The 26,299-nt window shown below is 34.7% G+C and carries 27 protein-coding genes and 1 pseudogene; 10 read left to right on the forward strand and 18 right to left on the reverse strand.

All coding sequences use genetic code 11. The features are described from left to right. Window positions 1–75: 75 nt before the first annotated feature. On the reverse strand, window positions 76–720 hold the full coding sequence (gene fsa, locus GM661_RS16845) for a fructose-6-phosphate aldolase (RefSeq protein WP_125986403.1): 645 nt from the start codon (window positions 718–720) through the stop codon (window positions 76–78). Window positions 721–978: 258 nt separating this feature from the next. Here fsa and GM661_RS16850 point away from each other — a divergent pair, with 258 nt between their 5' ends. Next, window positions 979–2,184, forward strand: a complete 1,206-nt coding sequence (locus tag GM661_RS16850) for a glycosyl hydrolase family 18 protein (RefSeq protein WP_230867836.1) — start codon at window positions 979–981, stop codon at window positions 2,182–2,184. Here GM661_RS16850 and GM661_RS16855 read toward each other — a convergent pair. The 7 genes from GM661_RS16855 to GM661_RS16885 form a co-directional block, all read right to left on the reverse strand. Continuing rightward, window positions 2,176–2,811, reverse strand: a complete 636-nt coding sequence (locus GM661_RS16855) for a response regulator (protein WP_125986407.1) — start codon at window positions 2,809–2,811, stop codon at window positions 2,176–2,178. The genes GM661_RS16850 and GM661_RS16855 overlap by 9 nt on opposite strands. An 8-nt stretch (window positions 2,812–2,819) precedes the next feature. Then, window positions 2,820–3,941: a sensor histidine kinase gene (locus GM661_RS16860; protein WP_230867837.1), complete on the reverse strand. Its 1,122-nt coding sequence runs from the start codon at window positions 3,939–3,941 to the stop codon at window positions 2,820–2,822. A 137-nt stretch (window positions 3,942–4,078) separates the two neighbouring features. Further along, on the reverse strand, window positions 4,079–4,822 hold the full coding sequence (locus tag GM661_RS16865; RefSeq protein ID WP_230867838.1) for a gamma-glutamyl-gamma-aminobutyrate hydrolase family protein: 744 nt from the start codon (window positions 4,820–4,822) through the stop codon (window positions 4,079–4,081). A gap of 58 nt (window positions 4,823–4,880) precedes the next feature. After that, a complete protein-coding gene (locus GM661_RS16870; RefSeq protein ID WP_230867839.1) occupies window positions 4,881–6,089 on the reverse strand; it encodes a hypothetical protein in 1,209 nt (402 codons plus the stop codon). A 6-nt stretch (window positions 6,090–6,095) separates the two neighbouring features. Further along, on the reverse strand, window positions 6,096–6,812 hold the full coding sequence (locus GM661_RS16875; protein ID WP_230867840.1) for a L,D-transpeptidase family protein: 717 nt from the start codon (window positions 6,810–6,812) through the stop codon (window positions 6,096–6,098). A 364-nt stretch (window positions 6,813–7,176) separates the two neighbouring features. Next, window positions 7,177–7,404, reverse strand: coding sequence for a DUF2905 domain-containing protein (locus tag GM661_RS16880; protein ID WP_230867841.1), 228 nt, complete (start codon window positions 7,402–7,404; stop codon window positions 7,177–7,179). Between the two features lie 30 nt (window positions 7,405–7,434). Continuing rightward, on the reverse strand, window positions 7,435–8,202 hold the full coding sequence (locus tag GM661_RS16885; protein WP_230867842.1) for a TatD family hydrolase: 768 nt from the start codon (window positions 8,200–8,202) through the stop codon (window positions 7,435–7,437). 151 nt (window positions 8,203–8,353) lie between these two features. On the opposite strand from GM661_RS16885, the gene GM661_RS16890 reads away from it, so the two are divergent. Beyond that, on the forward strand, window positions 8,354–8,674 hold the full coding sequence (locus GM661_RS16890) for a YbaB/EbfC family nucleoid-associated protein (protein WP_230867843.1): 321 nt from the start codon (window positions 8,354–8,356) through the stop codon (window positions 8,672–8,674). 104 nt (window positions 8,675–8,778) lie between these two features. Continuing rightward, complete coding sequence (locus GM661_RS16895) at window positions 8,779–9,129, forward strand: hypothetical protein (RefSeq protein ID WP_230867844.1); 351 nt, start codon at window positions 8,779–8,781, stop codon at window positions 9,127–9,129. A 13-nt stretch (window positions 9,130–9,142) separates the two neighbouring features. Here GM661_RS16895 and GM661_RS16900 read toward each other — a convergent pair whose 3' ends face one another. Next, on the reverse strand, window positions 9,143–10,186 hold the full coding sequence (locus tag GM661_RS16900) for an HD-GYP domain-containing protein (RefSeq protein ID WP_230867845.1): 1,044 nt from the start codon (window positions 10,184–10,186) through the stop codon (window positions 9,143–9,145). A 216-nt stretch (window positions 10,187–10,402) separates the two neighbouring features. Between GM661_RS16900 and GM661_RS16905 the strand changes: the two genes are divergently transcribed. The 5 genes and pseudogenes from GM661_RS16905 (at window position 10,403) to murB (ending at window position 16,626) form a co-directional block, all read left to right on the forward strand. Continuing rightward, window positions 10,403–11,590, forward strand: coding sequence for a LysM peptidoglycan-binding domain-containing protein (locus GM661_RS16905; protein ID WP_230867846.1), 1,188 nt, complete (start codon window positions 10,403–10,405; stop codon window positions 11,588–11,590). 137 nt (window positions 11,591–11,727) lie between these two features. Beyond that, complete coding sequence (locus GM661_RS16910) at window positions 11,728–13,296, forward strand: putative polysaccharide biosynthesis protein (protein ID WP_230867847.1); 1,569 nt, start codon at window positions 11,728–11,730, stop codon at window positions 13,294–13,296. A 79-nt stretch (window positions 13,297–13,375) separates the two neighbouring features. Continuing rightward, window positions 13,376–14,521, forward strand: a complete 1,146-nt coding sequence (locus GM661_RS16915; protein WP_230867848.1) for a cysteine desulfurase family protein — start codon at window positions 13,376–13,378, stop codon at window positions 14,519–14,521. A gap of 10 nt (window positions 14,522–14,531) precedes the next feature. Then, window positions 14,532–15,706 (forward strand): annotated as a pseudogene (gene thiI, locus GM661_RS16925) (tRNA uracil 4-sulfurtransferase ThiI). An 11-nt stretch (window positions 15,707–15,717) separates the two neighbouring features. Beyond that, complete coding sequence (murB, locus tag GM661_RS16930; protein WP_230867851.1) at window positions 15,718–16,626, forward strand: UDP-N-acetylmuramate dehydrogenase; 909 nt, start codon at window positions 15,718–15,720, stop codon at window positions 16,624–16,626. Between the two features lie 26 nt (window positions 16,627–16,652). On the opposite strand, the gene GM661_RS16935 is transcribed toward murB, so the two are convergent. The 9 genes from GM661_RS16935 to GM661_RS16975 all read right to left on the reverse strand — a co-directional run bounded on the left by GM661_RS16935 (window position 16,653) and on the right by GM661_RS16975 (window position 24,959). Then, entirely contained in the window at window positions 16,653–16,892 is a 240-nt protein-coding gene (locus GM661_RS16935) for a GIY-YIG nuclease family protein (protein ID WP_330165229.1), read from the reverse strand. A 2-nt stretch (window positions 16,893–16,894) separates the two neighbouring features. Then, window positions 16,895–17,371 (reverse strand): ferritin family protein, encoded by a 477-nt coding sequence (locus GM661_RS16940; protein ID WP_230867852.1) that lies wholly within the window; start codon window positions 17,369–17,371, stop codon window positions 16,895–16,897. 62 nt (window positions 17,372–17,433) lie between these two features. Further along, entirely contained in the window at window positions 17,434–17,877 is a 444-nt protein-coding gene (locus GM661_RS16945; protein ID WP_230867853.1) for an FxsA family protein, read from the reverse strand. A 274-nt stretch (window positions 17,878–18,151) separates the two neighbouring features. Further along, complete coding sequence (locus GM661_RS16950) at window positions 18,152–18,433, reverse strand: DUF6804 family protein (protein WP_230867854.1); 282 nt, start codon at window positions 18,431–18,433, stop codon at window positions 18,152–18,154. A 367-nt stretch (window positions 18,434–18,800) separates the two neighbouring features. Next, window positions 18,801–19,757 (reverse strand): carbamate kinase, encoded by a 957-nt coding sequence (gene arcC / locus GM661_RS16955; protein WP_230867855.1) that lies wholly within the window; start codon window positions 19,755–19,757, stop codon window positions 18,801–18,803. Window positions 19,758–19,820: 63 nt separating this feature from the next. Then, entirely contained in the window at window positions 19,821–21,185 is a 1,365-nt protein-coding gene (locus GM661_RS16960; RefSeq protein WP_230867856.1) for an APC family permease, read from the reverse strand. Between the two features lie 68 nt (window positions 21,186–21,253). Then, window positions 21,254–22,357, reverse strand: coding sequence for an agmatine deiminase (gene aguA, locus GM661_RS16965; RefSeq protein ID WP_230867857.1), 1,104 nt, complete (start codon window positions 22,355–22,357; stop codon window positions 21,254–21,256). A 40-nt stretch (window positions 22,358–22,397) separates the two neighbouring features. After that, the gene (argF, locus tag GM661_RS16970; protein WP_230867858.1) at window positions 22,398–23,444 is read right to left on the reverse strand and encodes an ornithine carbamoyltransferase; all 1,047 of its coding nucleotides are present in this window, start codon (window positions 23,442–23,444) and stop codon (window positions 22,398–22,400) included. A gap of 30 nt (window positions 23,445–23,474) precedes the next feature. Further along, window positions 23,475–24,959 carry a sodium:solute symporter family transporter gene (locus GM661_RS16975; protein ID WP_230867859.1) on the reverse strand — a complete coding sequence of 495 codons (1,485 nt, stop codon included), beginning with the start codon at window positions 24,957–24,959 and terminating at the stop codon, window positions 23,475–23,477. Window positions 24,960–25,293: 334 nt separating this feature from the next. On the opposite strand from GM661_RS16975, the gene GM661_RS16980 reads away from it, so the two are divergent. Continuing rightward, a complete protein-coding gene (locus GM661_RS16980) occupies window positions 25,294–25,776 on the forward strand; it encodes an Lrp/AsnC family transcriptional regulator (RefSeq protein WP_230867860.1) in 483 nt (160 codons plus the stop codon). Window positions 25,777–25,854: 78 nt separating this feature from the next. Next, window positions 25,855–26,241, forward strand: coding sequence for a hypothetical protein (locus GM661_RS16985; protein WP_230867861.1), 387 nt, complete (start codon window positions 25,855–25,857; stop codon window positions 26,239–26,241). Window positions 26,242–26,299 lie beyond the last annotated feature (58 nt).

Genomic DNA, 26,299 nt, shown 5'->3' on the forward strand with positions numbered 1-26,299 from the left:
TCATAATTTCCCTGAACAAAAAAAGACTACCCTTTCAAACAGGTAGCCTTTTTAGCATTAACATATTATCTAAATTTAGTTCCTACTCTCCCAATCAGCCAGAAACCTTTCAATACCCTCATCTGTCTTGGGATGCTTAACCATTTTCTTTAGGACATCATATGGTACTGTGGCAATATCAGAACCTGCCTTAGCAGCTGCCAGTACATGTTCAGGATGACGGATACTGGCAGAGATAATTTTAGTTTCAATATTAAAGATTTTAAAGATGTCAGCTATATCTTTTACCAGCTGCATACCATCCATACCAATATCATCAAGTCTACCAACAAAGGGACTAACAAAGGTAGCCCCTGCCCTGGCTGCTAGCAAAGCCTGGTTGGCAGAGAAAACAAGGGTAACATTTGTCTTTATTCCTTCAGCTGATAATGTTTTTACAGCACTTAAACCCTCTGGTGTCATAGGTATCTTAATTACTACATTATCACCTATTTTGGCAAGCTCTCTAGCCTCTTTCACCATACCTTCTGCTTCTAAGCTGATAACCTCAGCACTTATGGGCCCTGGAACCATCTCAGTAATCTGTTTAATAACATCCTCAAATTCAACATCGCCTTCTTTAGCGATTAAACTGGGATTGGTGGTAACTCCAGATAAAATACCCCATTCCTTAATTTCCCTTATTTCGTCTAGATTTGCTGTGTCAATAAAAAACTCCATCTGTTTTCCTCCTAGTATTTTATTTTAAGGAAAGTTTATTACATCTTCCCTTAATTTATAAATTTACCTTTTCAGGTATTTTATAAACATCTACTATATAAATATTTTAATCCAAAAACACTGAATTTTTGAGTTTGATATACCATTTTATGGTTCAATTGTCAGTAATAGTACATTGAAACTCACTGCTTTAATTTATTATAATAGTTTATGTAACATATGTTATTTGAATATAATCTAAGAAAGGGAGCTATCTTTATGCATTTTTTCCATAAATATAAAAAACTATTAGCCATTTTACTGATATTCTTTATTTCTCTACCCTTTCCACTCGTTTTATCATCCAATATAGTTTACGCTGATAATGGGGATAGTGGGCACCCCTCATGGCTTAAAGGAATTTTACTTATTCTCATCTCCTTTATTATAAATAATTTTGTAGAAAAAAACAACACTATTGATGAAAATAATGGAGGGATAATTGATGACAAACCATTATTAGATGACCTGGAGGGGGCAGGAAAAAACCTATCACGTGAAGTACTCGGATATTATGTTAACTGGTTAAGCCCTAATGCCAGTTCCTTTGACGCCCTAAAGACAAACCACAACCAACTTGATTATATAGCCCCTTTCTGGTATACAATAAACCCTGATGGAGGAATTGAAGAACGATATGGCGGACATCAGTATGAAGTAGATTCATTTGCCAGGACACAGGGAACAGAAATATTACCACTGATTAATAATAATCAGCAAAATAATATGATCCTTGTAGATCCTGCCACCAGAACCAAAGCTGTTGACAATATTGTAAACCTTGTAGAAAAATATAATTATGACGGAGTAAATATAGACTTTGAATTTATACCCCCGTGGACAAGAAACGGTTATACCCGCTTTATTCAGGAATTATCTAAAAAATTAAGAGAAAGAGAAAAAAAAATAACAATAGCTGTGTTCCCTAAAATAGATGTTTCTCTTGAACTACAGGGTGCATATGATTATGCTGCACTTGAACCATATATTGACAGAATGGTTATTATGACATATGACAAACACTGGTCTACTGGTCCAGCAGGTCCTATAGCACCAATAGACTGGGTAGAAGAAAATATAAAATACACTCTGGAATATATCCCGGCAGAAAAACTCCTACTTGGTATAGCCAATTATGGTTATGACTGGAGCTCCAGTCTAGGTAAAGACATAAGTGCTAAAGAGGCTAAGATTATTGCCCGGGAAAATGGGGCTGAGATTAATTGGGATGATAAATCTCAAAGCCCATATTTCTATTACCAGGATAGTAATAATATCAAACATGAAGTTTGGTTTGAATCCAGTGCTGCTACTGCTTTTAAGCTGCAACTCGTAAACAAATATAATCTACAAGGCATTGCTATCTGGCGTCTGGGTAATGGTACTGATGAATTCTGGAATAAAATTCAAAAACATCTAAGATAGACAAACCATACCACGTTTCAAAGCAACAATTACCGCCTGTGTACGATCATTAACAGACATCTTTTTTAGTATATTACTAACATGATTCTTAACTGTTTTTTCACTAATAAAGAGGTTTGCTGCTATTTCTCGATTACTCATGCCCTGAGCAAGAAGTCCCAGTACTTCCTGCTCACGGGCACTTAATTTCTGAACATCCCTTTTAATAACAACTGTTTCTGCTATCTGTTTTTCCACTGAGATAGGAAATACCTTTTCACCTTTAATTACTTTTACTATAGAATCCTTTAATTCCTCAGGTTTAATATCTTTCTGTATAAATCCCTCTGCCCCAGCCTTAATTACTTCATAGATATACTCTTCTCCATCATGAATTGTTAGAATAAGTATCTTAACCTGGGGACTAATCTCCTTAATCTTTTTTAAGGTTGTGATTCCATTCATTCTCGGCATATTTAAATCTAATAAAACCAAATCAGGCTCTTCTTCCCTTACCTTACGTATTGTCTCCAGACCATCACCAGCCTCTCCAATCACCTGAATATCATCATATAATTCCAATAACCTACAGATACCTTCCCTGACTAAATCATGGTCATCAGCAATAAGAACCTTAATCTTCTCCATCTGATATATCACTCCTTTTTAATAGGTAAATTTATTTTTATAGTCGTTCCCTGATTCTTTTCTGACTCTAAACTTAAACTCCCTCCCAGTAGTTTACACCTCTCTTCCATACTCATTAAGCCATATTTCTCTTCCTCTATTTCGTCAGACTCAAATCCAACCCCATCATCACTTACCAGTAGATTTATCTCATTACTGGCATAATCTAATCTTACCCTACCTGACGAAGCATTAGAATGTTTATGTATATTGTTAAGACCTTCCTGTATCAAACGAAAGATTGTTACTTCATAGGACTTGGGCAGCCTTTTTTCTGTCCCCGAAACATTAAAGTTTATTATTATTCCCGTCTGATCAATATATCTATCAATATACCTGTTTAAGGTTGGTATCAAACCCAGGTCATCAAGAGACATCGGCCTGAGATTATAAATTATCCTTCTTACCTCCTGCATACTCAACCTGATTGATTTTTTTAAATCCTTTAATTCCTTTTTCGCTTTGCTTAAATCCTTATCCATTAGTTTCTGGGTTAATTCCACTCTGAATACTAAATTGGCAATAGACTGGGCAGGACCATCATGTATCTCTCGTGATACCCTACCCCTTTCATCTTCCTGAGCCTGGATAACCTTTATAGCCAGGTTATGTTTTTGTTTAAGTTCATCAAAGTGCTCACTAAGATTAGTAAGCTCCCCTTTTAGGAACTCCCGCACAAGGCTTACTCGTGAAACAAGACTTTCTGCCCTGTTAACGGTTTTTTTTAGATTAATCAACCTATTTTCCAGTTCCTGTCTCCTGATTTTTAACTGCTCTTCTTTTTCTTTAAGAACAGCTATCTCCACCGAAGTTTCTTCAGCCTTCTCATAAGCGGCTTTTATATCTCTCTCTGTGTAGTGGTGAAAGTCCCGGCTCACTTCCATTAATTTAAGCCTGGCTTTTCTATTAATTCTCTCTAGTCTATCTACCTTATCAATAACCTCTTTAAGATCTCCTTTTATTATTAATAAATCATTTTCTATATTTTCATATTCCTTCCTTGATGATTCCGCTATCTCAAATATATCCTTTTTACTCTCATCTAAAACATTTACTGTTTTATCGAGGACAGCTTCCAAAGTCATCTCCATTTTATACACCTCAAATAATTTATTCTAACTGAATAAATATAAAAACAATCTATTAAAATACTATTAGCTTATATTCTACAAAAAAATAATAAAACCTGCCTCAACTGACAGGTTTTATTACGAATAAGTCTATTATCCTATCTTCCAAATTTAATATTTTCATCACTTTTTCTATAAAAACAGCAGGCCTGAATAAACCCATCAAACAAGACAGCTGCCGCCTTGCTCTGCTGCCAGATCGCCTCAGGATGCCATTGTACACCTAAAACAAAACCATCTCCTTTAGTCTCAATAGCCTCAACAACTCCATCCTCAGCCCTGGCAGCTATGACAAAATTATCAGCAATATCCTTGACAGCCTGATGGTGAAGGCTATTAACAGTAATCTCATCCAGGGAAATCAATTGATAAAGCGCTGTCTCCTTATTAATTTTTATCCTGTGGGTAGGATACCAACGCGGTGCTGACTGCTCATGTTTGATAACCCTATCTCTTTGAGTTATTAAATCCTGGTAAAGAGTACCCCCAAAAGCTACATTTATCAACTGGCAGCCTTTACAGATCCCCAAAATTGGAAGCCTATTTTTATAAGCCTTACGACAAAGTTGCAGTTCAAAATTATCCCTTTCAGGGTCGTTTCTTCTTAAAGCAGGAACAGGGGATTCACCATATAATAAGGGGTCAAGGTCTAATCCCCCTGTTAATAAAAGCCCATCAATCCTGTTAATATATTTTTTTATAAGACTATCACTATTTTCAATCCCCAAAATTACCGGCAAACCACCAGCAGCAACAACAGCAGCCAGGTAGTTTTTATTAAGTCTATATTCTTGAAAATTATTCTGCCTGGAAGGTATTATACCTATCAAAGGACTACTCATGATTAACCCTTCTTTACTTCTATAAAAGCAATTATATTCGACTATTTCCGGGGAAATATCATTTAATTTTGTCCATTACCTCAACAGGTAATAAATCTTTTTGCCAGAAATCCTGCCAGGCAGGTAGAATAACCTCTCTCCAGTATTCCCTATCCTCTGGACTAATCTCTAATAATTTGACATATTCTCTTTTTTCAGCACTATCTCTCTGATAGGCGGCCTTCAGAGGGAGTATTTCTGTAATCATCTCTGTCCCGCTTGTAACCATATGCAAGGCTGTCAACATTACTGCTTTACTATGATCATGTCCCTGGTAGTCTTTCTGCCTCAGAATGGTTAAGGAATATTCCTTTATTAAGTTATCTAACATTACTCTATGACCATTAGTATTTTCAGACAAAAAACAAGCGAGATATGGATTAACAGGTCCTATAAGAACAGGTTTTTTACTAAAGAAATTCTTTAGAAAATCATCATCGATATTTTTGCTTGAAGAAACAAAAACCCCCTTCTCCCTCATGGAATGCATTATTTTATATACCTCTATAAGGATTTTATATGTATCCTCATCCACATCCCCACCTTCTAAAGATATCTCCTTTAAGCCTTTTAATGTCAATAGTTGGCGTAACAGCGTTTCATCAGCAGTGTTTAAAGCAAGTCTTGCCGTATCTAGAGCACTAATTGATTTTATAAACCTACTACTAGCTTGAAAAACATTATCGTCCTCATTTGTCACCCAATACTGTTCCTGAATAAGAAATGGTAAAGCCCAGAGGTGATTATCCCTGTTAATTTCTTCCCAGTTTACTGTAAAAAAACCGTCCTGCTGCTCAGTAATATAGGGGTCAACAGGTAACTGTAGCTCTTGATCTAACAGGCTATCCCCACTTATATTCCAATAGATATCAGGAGGCTCTCCTTTTTTTATGGACTCAAGTAGTTCCTGATGGCCATCTAAAAAATTCAGTTCCCTAATCTTCAGCTGAATATTAGGATACTTCTCCTGAATTCCCCTGGCTATCTCCTGAAAATATGACTTTTCTCCTTGCGCCATCTCAGTGGTACGATAAACAGGATAATACCAGATTCGTACAGTATACTTTTTTTCTGGATCAATTTCTACTCTGGGGTTAACAGCAAATTCACGTTTAAAAAGAAGATCATAAATATACCCTACTGTATAAAATTTATTTAGAATATTCAAACCCAGGCCAGCTAATAAAAAGATCATGATTATTATTAGTAAACCATATTTATTTCGCATAGTTAATCACTCCCTGGCAGGCAAATCAAGAATATACAAAACGTTCCAGTCTGCTATTCCATCCCTTTTTAGCTCGAATTGTGCCTCTAATTCCAGAACAGCCTCCTTTGTAGTAGCTCCATAACGTGCATCCCTGTAACCAGAATTAAAACCTCGTTCATTTAAATTATCCTGCAACTGCATAACAGATAAACCTGTTTGACCAGGCCTTAACACTCTGTTTACTGTTACAGGAAGTCTTTCACCTATAATTTCAACCCTTGTTTTAACCAGCACCAGTTCATAAAGTTCTTCAACATGATGATTATACATCCTGATACAACCGTGACTGGCAGCTCTACCAATAGACCCTGGTTTATTAGTTCCATGTATCCCATATATACCCCATGGTACATTTAGACCTAACCATCTGGTACCAAAGCCACCCCCCCAACCCTTACTCTTGCCGATAATTGCCCATTCCCCGATTGGGGATTTGGTAGTTGGTTTACCGATAGAAACTGGATATCTTTTAAACACTTTTCCATCTTTATAAAGGGTTAGTGTCCTATTATATGTATTGATAACAATATTTAATTTTTCTTCAGGAGAGGACTGGAGTCCTAAAACCCTATCTCTTTTATATTCAGATAGAAAACCTACTTTAATCTGCAACAACAATACCAAAAACAATAATAAAAAAAATAAGCACCGCCTACAGTTTTTAATATCCAAAATATACATCTAATCAACCCCAGAAGATATAGTTGAGATAACTGCCTCATATAAATATTATTTAATAGTTAATTAAAATATTCAAAAGTTATGTTAAATTTACTATAGAAAACAAAGTGACTACGTCATCTTAAATTAATCGAGAATAATTTTAATTCTTCCGCTTGTCGTTCACTCCGGCATCCGTGCCTCCGTTCTCTGTCACAACTTTTTGTTCCGGCGTCCTGCCTCCACAAAAAGTTAGAGTCGCTACATAATTAAAATTATTCATATATAACTTAATTTATCCACAATTTCAAAATAGCATAGTTTCGCACTAAAAAAATAACCCGGAAAAATACCGGGTTATTTTCATTTATGGTTGAGATTATAATTATTTTGTAAAGTACTTGATTAATCTAAAAATAAGGTTTAGTACTAAACTAATCAAGAGCATTGTAGTTATTGGAAAATAAAAAGAAAATCCATCTCTTTTTATCCTGATATCCCCCGGCAGGCGACCAAACCAGCTGAAGAGATTACCAAAATATAAAATCACTCCACCAATAAGCACTAATAATATACCTAAAATTATTAAAAGACGAGCTAATTCATTTGCCATCACTAATCCCTCCTTGACTACAGACGCTCTTTAGAACCTATAGGCTTTTTTAGCATTATCACTTGTAATTCTGGCCAGCTCTGCTGCTGGTATATCTTTTATCTCTGCAATCTTCTCCAGGACCAGTTTTACATAAGCCGGTTCATTACGTTTACCACGGCAGGGATGGGGGGTAAGATAAGGGGAATCTGTTTCTATCACAATCTTATCTACAGGCAGGCTCTTAACAACATCTCGTAAATCTCCTGCATTTTTAAAAGTAATAACCCCCCCAAAAGCAATATAAAGATTTAAATCCAGTATCTGCCAGGCAAAATCAAGACTGCTGTTAAAACAATGCATGATACCACCTAGTTGTTCAACACCTTCATCCTTTAATATAGCAAGACAATCCCTATCTGCTTCTCTATTGTGGATAACCACCGGTAAAGAGAGTTCATGAGCCAACTTTAGCTGTTTTCTAAACACCTCCTGCTGGGTTTCCCGCGGTGAATTATCATAATGATAATCCAGGCCTATCTCTCCAATAGCAAGAACTTTCTTATGTGTAGCCAGTTTTTTTAATTGCTCAACACTTTGCTTATCTACCCCTGCTGCCTCATGTGGGTGAATACCTACGGCGGCATAAATAGAGCTGTCCCTGTCAGCCAGTTCTACAGAGCGCTGGCTCGACTCCAGGTCAGCTCCAATATTAATAATATGTGATACACCCTCATCATGGGCTCTTTTAATAACTTCATCCCGGTCATGGTCATAATTCGAGAAATCTAAATGTGCATGAGTATCTATAAAATACAATATCATCACTCCTATTATCTTTTTTCACTTATTTTTATTCTCTAAATACCACAGTTTATCCTGTGTAATTCAAAAAAAATTATAATTTAAAACTCTTTTAACATTATTTTACTATACAATGCATATAATGGCCTAAAGGAGGGGTAAAAAAATGAACAATATGGACGATATCATGGGACAGATTGCTGTAATAAAGCAGAGGATGAATCAACTACAAGAGGAATTAAAGAAAACCAAGGTAAATGGCAGTGATGACGATAAAATAATCACAGTAATTGTCAGTGGTTCTGGTCAAGTTATAGATTATGAATTTGACTTGAAAAAAATAGAAATCTTTGATCAAGAAAAATTAATTAAATCCTTAATTGAAGCCACCAACAGAGGACTAACTGCAGCCAGAGAACTGGAAGCAAAGAAGAAGAAAGAAATTGTCGGCACAGTAGATATACCCAATATACCTGGTCTATTTTAACATCGCTTTAAAAGCCTCCTTCATCAGGTGGCTTTTAAATTTTTTAGGTATAAAAAAATAGATTACGGTAATAATGGGGTTGTTCGGACAAAGGAGGAAAAATCATGGATAAACTCAGCACTTTTGAAGATATCTTTAATAAACTATTTTTTGAATATAAAGGAATAAGGGTGGGAGTAAGGGTAAAACAGGATGGTATCGAAATAGCTAATTTTATAACACATATTGATAATATCGTCATTAAACCCTTAAATAAAAAATACAGTAAGGGGAATAAAAGAATTGGTCTAATTGTTATTCAGGAAAAGAAAGGAGAGAACTGTTTTAATATTCCTTTTATTCTTGACTTTAACACTATGTACGCCCTCTTTTGCAAAAATGGTGTAAACATTAAATCAATGAATATGGAATTTGTTATTAAAAGAAAAACAGCACAAAGTGAAAAATCAGCTTAACCTTAAAAAATATTCATACACTATCCATCATTACATCAGCTATCTCTAGATCTGTTTCCTTACTAAGATCAATATAATGTTTATCTATCTTAACAATCGGTTTCGACCAGTGGTTAGGATTTATATACACTATTTCAGCTGAACGCCCATCTGACAATTTAATGGTTTCTCCCATATAGTACTGGGAAATATTACTCATAAATATTTTTGTTAACAGGTAATCAAACCCCTGAAAATCCCTCTCAAATATCTTAAATACAGCAAATGGTGGCTGGTGTTGTCGATAAACACGATCAGACGTAATGGCATCAAATGTATCGACAATTGCCAGTATCTTTGCCATAAAGGGTATCTTCTCCCTGGAAAGACCCAGTGGATAGCCTGAACCGTCATTGCGTTCATGGTGTAATAAAACAGCCTTAGCTATTTTATTACTCAACAAACTACAGTCCTGAACCAGTTCATAGCCATAGATAACATGTTTTTTTATTTCCTCAAACTCTTCATTACTTAACTGGCCTTTTTTATTAAGAATCTTATCAGGTACCTTGGATTTCCCAATATCGTGTAATAACCCAGCATAAAGTAAACCCTTGATTTCCTTTTGGCCCAAATCAATCCAGCGGCCAAAAATCATGGCCAGTAATCCTACATTTACCGAGTGAGTATAAGTATATTCGTCAACACTTCTCACCTGGGATAGCATATTAATGATATCTCTATTGGTATCTATCTGGGAACTTATATTAACTATCTCCCTGAGCTGTTCAAATTCCAATTTATTACCATGTTTAATAGAATCAAACGTCTCCTTTAGTTCATTTATATTTTCTTGATATTTAACAGCAAAACTATTAATGTTTTCCTCAACCTGTTCCTCGGACTCATCTATGACAGCAACCTGCTTAATTCCCATAACCTGTAATTTAGCTATTATATTTTCATCAAGTATCATACCAGGAGAAACCAGTACTGCACCAAAATCATTTTCAATAAATTTTGCTACCCTCATCCCCGCTTTTAATTCATATACCCCTAATTTTACTATAGTCCCCATAAACTAGCCCCTCTCAGAATTCTAATTGAATAATTATATGTATACTATTCGCAAAAAATAGTAAAAATCCTGCCTGTTTTTAGAATTTTCCTGCTAATATCATTTTTCAAATAAAAAAGGATAAATTTGCTTTTGTTAGTTGACATAACATATGTTATACTTTCAAATGTAGGTCAGTTGTCTTATAATTATATAAAATCGAAAGGAGAAAACAAAATGAAGAGAATAATTATAATATCATCTATGGTCTTAGTTTTAACTATTTCTCTATTTACTATGGCTATTGCAGCCCAAAATTATACTGTTAAAACAGGGGATACCCTCTGGACTATCTCACAGAAATTTGGCACTACTATAGAAACTATAATCAATAATAACAATCTTAAAAACACAAACATTTATATCGGCCAGACCCTGAAAATAGGATCTACTGAAAACAATTCTAATGATATTTATTATACTGTAAAACAGGGTGATCTGCTTTATAAAATTGCTCAAAGGTATAATATTTCTGTTAATGAACTTATCAGGGCTAATAATATTAGCTCACCATATTATATCTATATTGGACAGAGTCTAATAATACCTGGCAAACAGGAAAAACCAGCTGAAAACAATACAGACTATAATTACTCATATTATACGATCAAACAGGGAGACATCCTCTGGAATATTGCCCAAAAATATAGTACCACCGTTCAAAGATTGGTTGAATTAAATAATATCAAAGATGCCTACGACCTTTATATCGGGCGTAGATTAATAGTGCCTGTAGTAAATACTACACCTGAACAGGAAGATAGTGACAATCAAAATAATAATAGATCACCTTATACCTTTTATAGAATAAAAAGTGGTGATCAAATTCAAAAGATAGCCAGTTATTTTGGCCTTACTACTTCAAACCTGATCAATTATAATAATATTGATGACATTAATAACATTACTGCCGGTGATCTATTAATCATCCCCTTGAGAAAATCAAGCAAATTGAACTACCTTAACCAGAACAGCAAAAATCTTAACAACCACTACCGTGTCAAAAATAATGAAACCCTTACAGAGATCGCTAACTTTTTTAGAATCCCTGAAGAAGGTATCAGGTCAATAAATAATATGAAAGAAAATGAACAGGTTTACACTGGCCAGAGATTACAAATGCCTATTAGTTCTGCACTATTTGTCAATCATAAAATCTATCAGGTAAAAGCAGGCGGAGAATATCTCCATGAAATTGCCTTCAATCACGGTGTCTCAATTAGATCCATCTTACGTGCTAACTACCTTACAGATGAAAATACTATCTTTGACGGCGGCGACATTATTATCGTTCCTCAAGATGAAGACAGCAAATCTGTCTGGGTAGAATATGAGGACGGCAAACCTGTAAATTCCTGGTTCTAGAAATAAAAAAACTATCAACCCGGCATTGTTAAACAATGCTGGGTTTTTTTGATTAAAGCAAATATAAAACTAACATTTATCTTTTTCTATTTCATATATATGTAATGTTAAACTCTGTAAGTTAAGGGAGCAATAATATGAAAAAACAGTCTTTTTTACAGGGCGCTCTGATTTTAATGATAGCTGGTCTAATAAACCGGGTAATCGGCTTTGTTCTTCGACTTATTCTTGTACGACAGATAGGTGACGAAGGTCTGGGGCTTTTCCAGATGGTTTATCCCCTTTTCATGACCCTATTACTACTTACTACCGCCGGTTTTCCGGTAGCTATCTCCAAACTAATACCCGAAAGAATGACTCATAATGATAAACAAGGGGGTTATAATCTACTAAAAGTCAGTCTAGTCTTTGTCTGTCTGATGAGTATCTTGTTCTCACTCATATTATACTTTTCTTCAGGGTATATAGCCCAACATATCTATCGTGACAGCAGAACAGGGATTATTTTATTAAGCCTGATACCAGCCCTCTTAATAAGCCCTTTAGCAGCCTGTTTCCGGAATTTTTTCCACGGTATACATAGTATGCTACCAACTGCCTTTTCGCAAATTACTGAACAGTTTACACGCCTAATCATAACACTTGGTTTAGTAAGTACAGCCGCTTCCCTTGGATTGAAATACCAGGCTGCCAGTATGGCTGTAGGAATTTCGGCTGGTGAATTTGCCGGCCTTCTTATCCTACTAATTATATTTATTTACCACCTATTTTTAAGTGATTACCAGAAACTTAGCCACAGTGATAAAATAAAGAAAATACAAAAAAAATTTAAACATAATTTTTTCTTTGATCTTAAAACTATAGCTGCCCTGGCAATACCTATTACAATCGGTCGTTTAGTTAACTCACTTATGATGAGTGGTGAAGCCGTTTTAATACCTCGCCAACTTCAACTGGCCGGTTTCTCTATACAGGAAGCAACCTCACTATACGGTCAATTAAGTGGTATGGTCGAACAGCTAATATTTTTGCCAACTGTAATTACCATTGCCCTGACAGCAAGTTTAATTCCAAATATATCTGCTGCCAGAGCCTGTAAAAATTACCATAAAATAAAAGGAAACTATCAGGATGTTATCCGGATTACCACTTACCTGGGATTTCCGGTAACTGTTATTTTTCTATGCAAAGGCAGTGAAATATGCCAACTACTTTTTGGTTATCCAGCTGCTGGTGTAATCTTGTCTCATATGGCCTTTAGTGCAACCTTTATTTATTTTTTACAGGTATCACATGGAATGCTAAATGGTCTTGGAAAACCACAATTGTCCCTCTTAAATCTTACCCTCGGCTCAATACTAAAAATCAGCGGCATTTTACTCCTAACCAGACAGACAGCTCTGGGTATCCATGGTGCCGCCTTTAGCATTGGGCTTGGATATATGCTTTCAGCATTACTTAATTTTATTGTGATCGGGCATAATATTGGGTATAGTCTAAATATAAAGCAGTGTTTCCTTAAACCCCTTCTGGCCAGTCTGCTAATTTACTTTATCGAACCATACATATCATCTCACAGTAAGAAAATAATATCTGTTTCATGGGTGGATCTGCTTGTCATAGTAATATTAATCCTTATCTATACTATTTTTATGGTCTTAATTAAGGCCATAACACCTGAAGATACCAAACGTTTTAAGAAATAAGAAAAATTCTACATTAATTTTATCTATCGACCCTTTTGTGGTATAATACAGATAAAATACCTGTGAAAGGAAGATTACTGTGCAAGAAGTTTACCTCGATAATAGTGCTACTACTAAACCCTTAACAGAGGTAATAGACTATGTTTCAAAGGTGTTGACTAATAATTATGGAAATCCATCATCTTTACACAACAAAGGACTTGCTGCTGAAAAAATTATCAAAGAAGCCAGAAACTTAATCGCCGCCTACTTAAAAACAAACCCGGAAGAAATATACTTTACCTCTGGTGGTACCGAGGCTAATAATCTGGCAATCCGTGGTGTTTGCTATAATTATTCTAATCGGGGGAAACATATAATCACAACAGAAGTTGAACATCCCTCTGTTAAAGAAACCTTTCTGGCACTGGAGGAAGAGGGATATGAAGTCACCTTTCTAAAAGCTGACCAACAAGGATATATCTCTATTGACAAACTGGTACAGACTATTAGGGAGGATACAATCCTGGTCAGTATTATCCACGTTAATAATGAATTAGGAACAATTCACTCCATATCCAAAATAGCTGAACTTATTAAAAAGTCTAATTCAAAAACCTTTTTCCATGTGGATACTGTCCAGTCTTTCGGTAAAGTCCTTTTGCTTCCTGCTGACTGGGGAATAGACCTGTTAACAATTAGCGCCCATAAAATCCATGGCCCCAAAGGAATAGGGGCTCTCTATGTAAAAAAGGGTATTGACCTAAAGGCACAGATCATAGGCGGAGGTCAGGAAAACGGCCTGCGTTCCGGTACTGAAAATGTTCCTGGTATTGCTGGTTTTATACCGGCATTAAAAAAACTACCTGAATATACAGTTGAGAAGCCTTATGATTTGTCAGTAAACAAACTAAAAAATTATTTTATAGAGAAAATCACCCAAAAGTGCCCGACAGCCCATATTAATTCACCCCAGGAAGGAGCACCACATATTGTCAGTATTTCTTTTCCAGGGGCACGCGGTGAAGTCCTTGTTCATGGCCTGGAAAGTGAAGGTGTTTTTGTGTCAACAGGTTCTGCCTGTCATTCTAAAAGCCATGAAAAAAGCCATGTGTTACGGGCAATCAAACTACCCCCGGAGAAAATAGACGGAACTATAAGGATCAGTTTTTCCAGATATAATACCAGACAAGAAATAAACTATGCTATTAGTAAAATAAGTGAACAGTTGAAATTATACTTCTAGGAGGGAAAAAATGTACCAGGCAATCTTACTCAGATTTGGAGAAATAAGCCTCAAAGGTAATAATCGTTCTTTCTTTGTACATAAACTTATTAAAAATATAAAAACAGTCCTCAAAAATACAGCAGATTTCCGGATAGAAAGAACATACGGCAGGATCTATATCTACCCCGAAAATAATATGGAGAAAATAATTGAGAGACTCAAATGGTTCCAGGTATAGTCTCTTTAAGTCCCACTGCTATAACATCCCTTAACTATGAAGATGTAAAAAAAACAACCCTGGAGGTTTTTAAAGATTCAGTAGATAACTATCCAACAACATTTAAAGTGGAAACACATAGAGCCAATAAAAAATATCAGCTGACAAGCCCTGAAATAAGCAGGGATATAGGTGCCTATCTCCTCCAAAATATTAATCATCAGGACAATAAATTAACAGTAGATGTTCACAACCCTGCACATACTTTAAATATTGAAGTCAGAAAAGAAAGGATTTTCATCTATACCAGGGTTATTCAGGGAATTGGAGGCCTTCCCATCGGAACCAGTGGTAAGGGGCTACTATTACTATCAGGGGGGATTGACAGCCCTGTTGCCGGCTGGTCAGCTTTAAAAAGGGGAATGACTATTGATGCGATATACTTCCACAGCCCTCCTTATACAGGTGAGCGGGCCAAGGAAAAGGTTATTGAACTGGCCCAAATTCTTAGTAAACACAGCGGCCGAATAAAGTTATATCTCTCACATTTTACAGATATTCAGATGGCTATTCAGAAAAACTGTCCCCCTAAGTACAATATCACAATAATGCGGAGGATAATGTTCCAGATAGCAGACAGGATAGCTAGAGAAAATAATTATCTGGCCTTAGTTACCGGTGAAAGCATAGGCCAGGTAGCCAGTCAAACTCTGGAAAGCATGCAAGTAATTAATGCAGTAACTAATTTGCCGGTTATAAGACCATTAATAGCTATGGATAAAACGGAAATAATAGATATTGCCAGAAAAATAGGGACTTATAAGACATCAATTCTACCATATGAAGACTGCTGTACACTCTTTGTTCCCAAACACCCGGTTACCAAACCCAGACTCTCTGATACTATCAATGCAGAAACAAAATTGGACATTGAAGAACTGCTTACTCAGGCCATGGAGAAAATTGAAACAGTCATCCTGGAATAACAGGGAGGACAATGATGATTAATAACCTTAATAAAGAATTTAAAAAAATTAATGCCCTGGAGGTAAAATATAATATTAGCCTGAAAAAATATACCTCTTTCAAAATTGGCGGACCAGTAAATTTATTCCTGGTTCCTATAACTATCAGAGCTTTACAGCAGACATTACCTATTTTAAACAATCATAATATAGAATTCTTTATCCTCGGCAGGGGGAGCAATCTAATAGTCAGTGACCAGGGTTACCATGGAGCAGTTATCTATACAGGTAGATTAAATAATATCAGTATTGAAAACACTACGATTACTGCCGAAACAGGTATAGCCCTCTCTTCCCTTGCCAGCAAAGCCCAGGAGACCGGTCTTAGCGGCCTGGAATTTGCCAGTGGTATACCAGGTTCCCTTGGTGGAGCCCTTTATATGAATGCAGGTGCCTATGGTGGAGAAATGAGTAATGTAGTTTCCTCAGCATCTGTCCTTGACTATAAAGGAAATCCAGAAACCATATTAAAGAAGGATCTACAGCTATCTTACCGCCACAGTATACTGCAGGAAAAAAAGCTGATCCTAACTGCTGTTACTCTCAAATTAAGACCAGGGAATAAAGCCGAGATAAGACAAGTAATGAAGGAATTAAATCAGAAACGGAAAGACAAACAACCCCTTGAATGGCCCAGTGCAGGTAGTATATTTAAAAGACCTGAGGGTTACTATAGCGGCCCACTAGTAGAAAAAGCCGGCATGAAAGGTGCCCGTATAGGTGATGCCCAGGTTTCCGAAAAACACGCCGGTTTTATCATAAATCTAGGTAATGCCACCGCAAGTGATGTCAAGAAATTGATCACAAAGGTACAAGATAAAGTATATCAAACAAGTGGGGTAAAACTGGAAGTAGAACCCCACTTTATCGGAGATTTTTAAACCCCCGTCTATAAAACGGGGGTTTTTTATCCCTTAAGCAGAACCTTCTTCTCTTTTCTGCTCAACTGTTTTATCTCATATTCCCTTTTCATAGCCCTGCTTCTGGAAGAAAAGCTCTCACTATACTGCAAGATAACAGGCCCCCGTCCTCTAGTATACCTGGCCCCTTTACCCTGGTTATGCTTCTTAATCCTTGCTTCAATATTATTGGTATAACCTGTATAATATGTACCATCAGAACATTCTACAATATAAACATAATACATTATTATTTTATCTTATTCCTGTATTCCAGTAGAGTAAGAAGGTGTTTCTTTTCTTCCTTAATAAGCTCTTTAATCACCCCTGCACTTTCACCCGAATTATAAATTAAAAGCTCCTGATAAAAAAGAATCGAATCCTTCTCAGCCCTGATAGCAAATGATAGTGCTGTCTCAATAGATTTTATTTCCACACTATCCCCTTCTGGGAAAACAGAAAACTCTACCAGTGACCTTAGGTAAGCACTAACCTCCGGCTCATAAACATATACAGCCTCCTCTTTAATCTCAGACTGAAGTTTATTTAGTAATTCCCCAAACCTTTCATAGTGGTCTTTTTCATCATCAGCCAGTTTATTAAATAAAGCTGCTAAATTTTTATCACCAGTATTGGAAGCCTGTTCTAGATAAAAATCCCTTCCCCTTTTCTCTATATCTCGCGCCATCTCCAGAACCTCTACCGCATTAACACTATTATTAAGCATAATAAGCCCTCCTTTAATATTTCCTATCTATAATTATATACTTGTTAGTAAATAATGCAAACCTATTTTTCCTTTTCAATCTCGATATCAATATAGTCATCATCTCCCTCATTAAACCCATTTGAATAGCTAATATTATTTTTTCTCAGGTAATTTACAAACCTTTTTTTAATAAATCCAGTATAATACCCACGGGTAAAAGGAATTATCAAGGAAAAACCAGTAAGGTCAGTTAACAGTCCTGGTGTAAGGAGCATAGTCCCACCTATTAGTATCAAAAGACCAGCCAGGAGATCATCTGCCGGCATCTTACCCTGCTGAAGGCTTTCTTTTATTTTTCTTACTACTATAAAACCCTGACTACGGGCCAGACTCACACCCAGTACCCCAGTCAACCCTACAAGAAGTATTGTAGGAATCAGCCCTATATATTCCCCTATCTTAATTAATAAAGCAAGTTCTAGTAGAGGAATAATAGTAAAAGCCAGTAATAATTTTATGAACATAATACAGCATCCCTTCTACGAATTTTAGTACTATTATATCATATAAATTGATTAAGACATAAATTTATATGCATAAAAAAAACCTCCCTTTTATCGAGAAGGCCGTATCAAAATATCAATTTTCTTTATAAACTGGGTGTCTTAACATTAAGTACTACACACATATATATAAACTTAGATAGGGATGATTATAATACGCTTATACCAATAATTGGAAAGTATCATGAGATGAAAGGACAGGACATAGATAAACATAAATTCAACTATAACTTTTTTAAATTAAAGCATAGGCATAAATTACAGCAGATGCTATCTCAACTACTGTTTTTATATCATGAGAAAAACTTACATATGTAAAAGGATTGAAAATTACAGCAATGACAGTAAACAATAATAATAAAAGTTTATTGTTTTTTTTATAGAATACAAAGATATTCAAAACTGCAGTTATTAAAACTGTCCATTCCAGGATACTGTACTCATAAAGGCTATTGGTAAGAACTAAAATGAATAATACAATGGTAATTATGTTAGTTATTAATAAAATCTTTTTCATCTCTATCTAATTCACCCATTTCTTTTTAATAAATTATAACATATATTTTAGCCGAATTCTATAAATAAAAAGTAGGAATTTATCTATTAAGCTTAACTTTTAAACAAAATAATTACCTAACAGACCTCCTCCAATTCAACTTTTAATAAATCTTGAATTTTTTGCTATAATTACATTATAAATGCAAATATCTTGCTATCAGCTCCTATTATATTTATTCCAATCCATACATTTATATATTTTAGTAATTGTGACTGATTTGCGAGATAGACTTGAAAAAGAATTAGCGACATAACTTAATTTTGGTTGATTATAATAAAAGCCCACCAGGTGTCAGGGATAATCTGACCCTGATGGGTCAAGAATATTAACTATGAACTACAGTTCCATTTTTACCTTGCATGATAAGAGAAGCCTTTTCTAAAGAAGCAATAACTGCTCGTCTTCCTTTTCCACCCTTTACAAATTTAATCGCTGCCTTCACTTTAGGTAACATACTACCAGATGCAAAATGACCTTCCTTACAATATTTCTCAGCTTCTTTTACAGTTATACTATCTAAATCTTTTTGGTTTGGTCTTCCCCAATTAATTGAAACTTTATCTACAGCTGTTAAAATAAAAAGATAGTCAGCATCAATAGCATCCGCAAGTTTGGCAGAAGCAAAATCCTTATCTATAACTGCTGGTACTCCTTTATATTCTCCACTGTTATTTTTTACTACTGGTATCCCGCCACCACCACAAGCAATAACTATAAATTCATTATCAAGCATATTGATAATACACTCTTTTTCTACAATATTTTTTGGCAATGGTGAAGGCACCATTCTTCTATATCCTCGTCCAGCATCTTCTTTCATAATTAACCCTTCATTTTCTGCTATAAGTTGCTCTGCTTCCCTTTTTGTATAGAAGCTACCTATTGGCTTTTTAGGATCTTGAAATGCTTCATCTTCCTCATCTACCTCAATTTGTGTTACTACAGTAGCTACATGCCAAGGCATTTTTTTATCATAAAGCTCTTTCTTTATAGCTTTTTGGAGGTGATAACCTATATAACCCTGACTCATAGCTATACTTTCAGGAAGCTCCATAGGAACAATTTTATCATTGGATTTTGAACCTTCTTCGAAAGCTAAATTAATCATACCTACTTGTGGTCCATTTCCATGACAAATAAGAATTTCATTACCTTGACTAATTAAATCTACAAGTGATTTTGCAGCCATTTCAACTTTTCTTTGTTGCTCTTTGGGAGTATTTCCTAAGGCATTACCTCCTAAAGCTATAACAATTCTATTTAAATCACTTTTATTTTCCATATCTATTTTCCTCCAAAGGGTCATTTACTAAATAAATCTAAAGATATTATACTAATAAAATAATTATTTTTTACTATTGTTATAAAGGATTATTCCAAATAGTGTTGTAATTCCAGTACCAATAATTAATGTAAGATGATACAAAGGATCCCAGCCTTCTCCTGTTATAAATAATAGCACAATACCCAAAGCAATAAATAAAAAGCCAATTATACTTGATATATAAAGACCAAACTTACCCATAGGAACTTTATATGGTCTTGGTGTATCTATATCTATATTTCTTAATTTTACTACAGTTGGAAATAACCATAAATAAGGTAAAAAGAAAACTAAAAAACTAAAAGATAAGATTGTCCAAAATGCATCATTAGCACTTCCACTTAAAACAAAATTCATAACAATTAGTATTGTTGATATGACACCCATCAATATATATGAATAATCAGGGGTATTATATTTTGAATGTCTATGTCCAAGAAGTTTGGTTTTCTTAGTAAATTCTGCTTCATCAAGAACTTCAACTCCTCCTAATGTCCAGGAAATCATGTTTGATACAAGCGTAAACAAAGCTATAGAAATAATAATTCTAAAAGCAATTATTTGTCCTGCTCCAAATATACTACACAATTCTTTTAAAGCATAAAAGAAACCATCGAGTGGATCAATTTGGTCAGCAGGTATAGCTACTAAAAGACCATACGTACCAATAATATAAAGTACAGCTATTAATACACCAGCTAAAATAGTCATTTTAGGAATATTTTTTTCCGGCTTATCTATTTTAGATGCGATAGAGCTAATAAGTTCAAAACCTAACAAATTATAAACAATGGCCGAACTATACGCAATTGTATTAAAATTAAAGGACAATGAAAAAGCAGATAATGAAAAGTCATTGGCAGAACCATGTTTCACAGCATAAATAGTTCCTAATAAACCAAAAACTATTAATACCGCAACTTTACATATAGCTGCAATATTTGTAACAGTTATACTTAAATCAACTCCTCTAATTCCTACACCAACTATCATCCAGCACATAGCAATAGCTAAAATTCCTAATATCCATATATTTATATTAGGAGCAAATGCCATTGAAAACCACGTACTAAAGGCAATAAAAACTGCTGGCATCCAAAAAGCTACGTTTACCCAATAGTACCAGGCGACAAGACTAGCATGGAATTCACCAAACGCTCTTTTCACCCAGGAATATATGCCACCATCATCTGGATAAGTAGCACCTAATTCTGCATTTATTAGTCCATAAGGTATAAAAAAGAACAAGGCAGTTAGAAGCCAGACTGTTATAGATGATACTCCCATAGCAGCCGGAGCAACAAATGTATCTAATACCACTATTCCACAGACTGTAAAAGAAACCATTTTGAATAAACTCACTTTGTTTTTCTCTATCTTTTCCATATCTCTACCCCTTTTCTTTATAAATTAAATTTAATAACTAATCAACTCTAAAAAAAGTTAATTAGACATTAGTTCCCTAATGGTTGTTGTTGGGTAATGCAATGAATATTTCCCCCACCGAGAATAATTTCTCTAGCATATATGCCGACAACTTCTCTATCTGGAAAAACCTTATTCAGTGTTTTAATTGCCTTGTCATCATAGATGTCATCTCCGAATAAAGGTAAAATAACTGCTCCATTTGCAATATAAAAATTAGCATAAGATGCCGCTTGTCTATCTCCTTCCTCTCTAGGAAGTGTACCATCAACAGTATCTACACCTTCACTTTCCTCTTTAGTAATTAATACTTCATCTGGAATGTACAACTTATGAATTTTAAGCTTTCTTCCTTTAGCATCTGTTTCCTTCGATAAATAGTCATATGCAGCCTTTGATAATTGATATTGGGGATCATTTTGATTATCAGTCCAGGCCAAAACCACTTCACCTGGGGCACAATAATGTATAATATTATCAACATGCTCATTAGTTTCATCAAGATAAATACCATTTGGCAACCATAAGACTTTTTCCACTCCTAAATACTCTTTTAACATATTCTCAATTTCTTTTTTTGTTTTCTCAGGATTTCTACTCTCGTGAAGTAAACATGCTTCAGTTACAATAACAGTTCCTTCTCCATCTGTATGAATAGATCCACCCTCCAAAACAAAATCTTTTAATGAATAATAATCGATATTTTCGATTTCACAAACTTTTCTGGCTACTTGATCATCTTTATCCCAGGGGAAATATAATCCATCTACTAATCCACCCCAGGCGTTAAAACGCCAGTCAACACCTCTAACTTCTCCTTTATCATTTACAACAAAAGTAGGACCCACGTCTCTCATCCAGGAATCGTTATTTGACATTTCCACTACACGAATTTTACTACTCAATGCTTCTCTAGCCGCTTGATATTGACATTGAGATACACACATTGTTACTTCTTCATATTTTGCTATAGTTTCTGCCACTTCAATAAATGATTTTTGAGCCGGTTTTGCCCCTAAACGCCAATTATCAGTTCTTTCCGGCCAGATCATCCAGCATCCCTTATGAAACTCAAATTCTCCGGGCATTCTAAAGCCGTCCTGTTTTGGAGTAGTAATTAAACTTTTTGACATCTCATATCTCTCCTTAGAATTAAATTTTATTGTATCTAAATTAAAGCTTTTTTAAAAAATCTTTAATTCTAGTTTCGTGCTTCTTAAGTGTTTCCTGGCTTGGCTCCTTAGTATATTTATGAGTAAAGTAAACCAAAATCGCCATTTGAGCAGTTAAACGGTTTTCTGCTTGATCAAATGCGACACTTCTAGAGCCCTCCAATACTTCTCGAGTAACTTCCTCTTTATCATTTGCTGGCAAACAATGCATTAAAATTGCACCTGGAGCAGCCTTTTCCATTAATTCTTTTGTAATAACATAGTCTGGCATAAAAGCAGCTAAACGTTCTTCTTTTTCATCCAATTGTGTTGTCCAATAAAAACTATCTCCATAAATTGCATTACACTCAGACACCTTTGAAACATCATCTGTTATTTCATATGTGGCTCCTGTTTCAGCACAGTTTTTATCTGCAACTTTCAACCATTCTTCTTGCATCTGGTATTTTTTAGGTCCGATCTGCTTAAAGTCCATTCCATATTTAGTACATGTTAGTAAAAGAGAACGGCAAACATCAGTTGCATCTCCCATAAAAGCGACCGTTAGATCAGATAATTTTTTCCCCGCTGGCATATGTTCTTTCATCGTAAAAATATCAGCTAGCATCTGTGTTGGATGATATACACAATCTAAGCCATTAATTACTGGAACAGTAGACATTTTTGTTAATGCTTTAGTTGTAGCACCGCTGTTTGTACGTGCCATAATAATATCGCACATTCTTGATAATACCCGGGCAGTATCATCGATTGATTCTTTTGTACCTAAATGAATATCACGCGGTGATAAAAATAAGGCATGTCCTCCTAACAGTGTTGCTGCGGTTTCAAATGATACCCTGGTACGGGTTGAACCTGCTTCAAAAATCATCGCTAAAGATTTATCTTTAAATAAGTGTGGCACAGCATTGTCACGTCTCGCTTCTTTTAGTAAAGACATTAATTCTAACATATCATCCATTTCTGCTCTGGTAAAATCATTCATAGTAACCATATGTCTTAAACTTTCTTTATTCAGGTTTGTTGCAGTTGATGATGGTTTTTTCATTTCTATCAATCTCCTATCTTTATTTTTGATTTAATCAAGATATATTTCTTCTAATGCCCTAGCTTTATTTTTATTTTTAGTTATAAATGATACTATAACTATAAAAAACAAATTAACCAGTGCTGGTACTAAAGTATAAAACTCCCATGGTTCTGGAATTATCGAAAGTTGAAAGATAGACCCTAATAAATTTACTAAAAATCCAGCTATCATTCCAGAAATAATGCCATAAGTAGTTGCCCACTTGGCCTTTAAAGCTATCACAAAGGGAAAGAAAAGTACTCCAAATTGTAATGTAAAAGCAAATATTGTCAAATCATAAATATTTGTGCTTGCTAATCCACAGATCGCAGATAGCACCCCTACTATAATTACAAAGGATTTTGTGGCCATTAACATCTGCTTATCTTTTTCCACTTTATTATTATCTAATTTTTCCATTATCAGGGGTTTGTAAATATCATTAGAAAAAAGAACTGCCGTTGCAAAAAGAGATGTACTAGCACTTGATAAAATTGCAGCTAAAAGCGATGCAACAAAGATACCAATTCCTATAGGATTTAAAAGCTCTTTAGCTAAAATTGGAATAATCAACTCACTATCTTTTGCGAAAATACTCCCCTGTATCACTCCATCAGAAACCAGACTTATACAAACTAAGGCAATTATTATAGGAATAAACCCAATAGTCCAATATAATCCACCTGCAATGATCATACCTTTCTTAGCTGTCTTCTCATCTTTTGCCATAAAAGATCTTTGGGCAATATCAGGACTTGGTATATTACCTAACCCCATTCCTACCCACATAGCAAGATAACTTATCCAGGGCATTACTCCTTTTTTAGCAGGAACAATATTCCAGAATCCCTTTGGGGTATGTTTTATTACATTACCTACACCCCCAGCTATATCAATTCCAACAACTAAAATTATGACAAGTCCTATAAAAATAATAATCATTTGGATAAAATCCGTCCAAATTACGGCCACAATTCCACCCATATACGTAAATATAACTACAACGACTGTTGCCATTAAATAAGATAATGTGAAATTAATATCAAAAAGCACATTAAGAATTTTACCAATAGCTAAGAACTGTACAGCAGTCCATATAATATAAGTTGGGATCATTACCGCTGATGCAAAATAACCAGTAACAGCACCAAAACGGTAGCTGTAAAGTTCTCCTATAGATCGAATTCTTAATTTCCTTAAAATTTTCACAAAGAAAAGACCAATAATAATCAACGCCAGTCCAGCAGCAAACGGGTCTTCTATTACCCCAAACATTCCTTCATTATACGCTGCTCCTGTAGCACCGATGATAGTTCCTCCACCCCAAAAAGTCGCAAAAAGAGTTCCTACTATCAGTGCAAGCGGTGCACCTCTTCCAGCTACTAGATAATCATCTGAATTTGATACTTTATTACTAGCAATTTTCCCTATAATAATTATGCCGACAAAAAACAAACCAATAATAATCAGTGGGATAAGGTCATTAAAATTCAAAATATGCTCCTTTCTTTTATTTTTTTCAACTATTTAAACCCTTTTTTAAATATGACCATAATCCAAATTAACAAAGCAGCTTTGTCATCATTTAATTTACAAGTTTAAATAAATTAATAAACGTTTATTACCGTTATTATACTATTCAATATACATATTGTCAATACTTTTCTGTCCGATTTTATATAATTTATGTCCGAAAAAGACATATATATGTCCACAACAGATGATAATATGCCTTATTTTTATTTTACTCTTGTCTATTTATCTTTAAAATGTTAAAATATATTCAAACAAAAGTAGTAAAAATATGCAATTGGTTAGGAGGATTAACATGTCTAAAAAAATGAAATCCTTTGACAAAATAGATTTTAAAATCATAAAAGAATTATCTAAAGATGCTAGAATTTCTGCCTCTGAAATAGCCCGAACAATTGATATCAACGAAAGAACAGTAAGAAGAAGAATTAATAATTTAGTAGAATCAAAAGCTATCCGCATCACAACAATAGTTGACCCAAGTATGTTTGGTTATCATTCCATCGCAGATATTAATCTTAAAGTAGATGAAGAAATTTATGATGAATTTATAAAATCTTGTAAGAAGAACCCCAATGTATGTTATATTGCATCTGGATGGGGAAAAGCAAATTTAGCTATCGAAACAAGATTTTTAGATAATGAAGAAATGTATAATTTCATCAACTACAAGCTTCCTGAAACTAAAGGAGTTGAAGTAATTAACTTTTTTATTGTTCCCAAAATAATCTATAATATTGACGAATGGACACCTGTAGAAAGTGATTTCAAAGATTAAAGGTTTTAAGTTGTTGTGTGAATGAGTAATAATTTCAATATAAGGAGACTACCATATAGTGAACCAGAGAGGTAGAGAATGGGTATAATAGATATTTATCCTGAACTTAATATCAGGATACCTGATATTAAGTATGAGTGGATAATTGAATTGAAGTATTTTAACAAAAGTGATAGGGATAAAATGTCAGATGATCAGGAAGAAGGATTACGCCAACGAACTATTCCGATGCTTCTTTTTAAGCCAATTATTGTTGGTGGTTGTTTGGCGTTATACCAGAAGATGTATAGTGCTTTGGGATATAAAATATCTTATCTAAGCTCTAGCAGTTTATTAAAGCTATTACGCATTAAAATGTTATTTGTGAATTTTTTAAAAAGAAAAGGAGTATATCAATTTCAACATACTCCTTGTTTTTATAGCTTATTATTATTTTTGGATATCAATTATATTACCTATATTTGACAAACTATTATGCTTTTAATATTCGCTTGCAGAAATAGGGTCAGGCCCACTATTAAAC

Origin of the sequence: Iocasia fonsfrigidae (assembly GCF_017751145.1) — a bacterium.
Classification (GTDB): domain Bacteria; phylum Bacillota; class Halanaerobiia; order Halanaerobiales; family DTU029; genus Iocasia; species Iocasia fonsfrigidae.

What these genes read in the sequence shown, in the direction of transcription:
- GM661_RS16895 (WP_230867844.1), top strand. Translation starts at nt 8,779, where the DNA reads ATGGATAAACTCAGCACTTTTGAAGATATCTTTAATAAACTATTTTTT.
- GM661_RS16890 (WP_230867843.1), top strand. Translation starts at nt 8,354, where the DNA reads ATGAACAATATGGACGATATCATGGGACAGATTGCTGTAATAAAGCAG.
- GM661_RS16950 (WP_230867854.1), bottom strand. Translation starts at nt 18,433, where the DNA reads ATGAAAAAGATTTTATTAATAACTAACATAATTACCATTGTATTATTC.
- GM661_RS16935 (WP_330165229.1), bottom strand. Translation starts at nt 16,892, where the DNA reads ATGTATTATGTTTATATTGTAGAATGTTCTGATGGTACATATTATACA.
- aguA (WP_230867857.1), bottom strand. Translation starts at nt 22,357, where the DNA reads ATGTCAAAAAGTTTAATTACTACTCCAAAACAGGACGGCTTTAGAATG.
- murB (WP_230867851.1), top strand. Translation starts at nt 15,718, where the DNA reads ATGATGATTAATAACCTTAATAAAGAATTTAAAAAAATTAATGCCCTG.
- GM661_RS16945 (WP_230867853.1), bottom strand. Translation starts at nt 17,877, where the DNA reads ATGTTCATAAAATTATTACTGGCTTTTACTATTATTCCTCTACTAGAA.
- GM661_RS16855 (WP_125986407.1), bottom strand. Translation starts at nt 2,811, where the DNA reads ATGGAGAAGATTAAGGTTCTTATTGCTGATGACCATGATTTAGTCAGG.
- arcC (WP_230867855.1), bottom strand. Translation starts at nt 19,757, where the DNA reads ATGGAAAATAAAAGTGATTTAAATAGAATTGTTATAGCTTTAGGAGGT.
- GM661_RS16880 (WP_230867841.1), bottom strand. Translation starts at nt 7,404, where the DNA reads ATGGCAAATGAATTAGCTCGTCTTTTAATAATTTTAGGTATATTATTA.
- GM661_RS16875 (WP_230867840.1), bottom strand. Translation starts at nt 6,812, where the DNA reads ATGTATATTTTGGATATTAAAAACTGTAGGCGGTGCTTATTTTTTTTA.
- GM661_RS16860 (WP_230867837.1), bottom strand. Translation starts at nt 3,941, where the DNA reads ATGGAGATGACTTTGGAAGCTGTCCTCGATAAAACAGTAAATGTTTTA.
- GM661_RS16910 (WP_230867847.1), top strand. Translation starts at nt 11,728, where the DNA reads ATGAAAAAACAGTCTTTTTTACAGGGCGCTCTGATTTTAATGATAGCT.
- GM661_RS16940 (WP_230867852.1), bottom strand. Translation starts at nt 17,371, where the DNA reads ATGCTTAATAATAGTGTTAATGCGGTAGAGGTTCTGGAGATGGCGCGA.
- GM661_RS16980 (WP_230867860.1), top strand. Translation starts at nt 25,294, where the DNA reads ATGTCTAAAAAAATGAAATCCTTTGACAAAATAGATTTTAAAATCATA.
- GM661_RS16905 (WP_230867846.1), top strand. Translation starts at nt 10,403, where the DNA reads ATGAAGAGAATAATTATAATATCATCTATGGTCTTAGTTTTAACTATT.
- GM661_RS16865 (WP_230867838.1), bottom strand. Translation starts at nt 4,822, where the DNA reads ATGAGTAGTCCTTTGATAGGTATAATACCTTCCAGGCAGAATAATTTT.
- GM661_RS16850 (WP_230867836.1), top strand. Translation starts at nt 979, where the DNA reads ATGCATTTTTTCCATAAATATAAAAAACTATTAGCCATTTTACTGATA.
- GM661_RS16900 (WP_230867845.1), bottom strand. Translation starts at nt 10,186, where the DNA reads ATGGGGACTATAGTAAAATTAGGGGTATATGAATTAAAAGCGGGGATG.
- argF (WP_230867858.1), bottom strand. Translation starts at nt 23,444, where the DNA reads ATGAAAAAACCATCATCAACTGCAACAAACCTGAATAAAGAAAGTTTA.
- fsa (WP_125986403.1), bottom strand. Translation starts at nt 720, where the DNA reads ATGGAGTTTTTTATTGACACAGCAAATCTAGACGAAATAAGGGAAATT.
- GM661_RS16985 (WP_230867861.1), top strand. Translation starts at nt 25,855, where the DNA reads ATGGGTATAATAGATATTTATCCTGAACTTAATATCAGGATACCTGAT.
- GM661_RS16960 (WP_230867856.1), bottom strand. Translation starts at nt 21,185, where the DNA reads ATGGAAAAGATAGAGAAAAACAAAGTGAGTTTATTCAAAATGGTTTCT.
- GM661_RS16870 (WP_230867839.1), bottom strand. Translation starts at nt 6,089, where the DNA reads ATGCGAAATAAATATGGTTTACTAATAATAATCATGATCTTTTTATTA.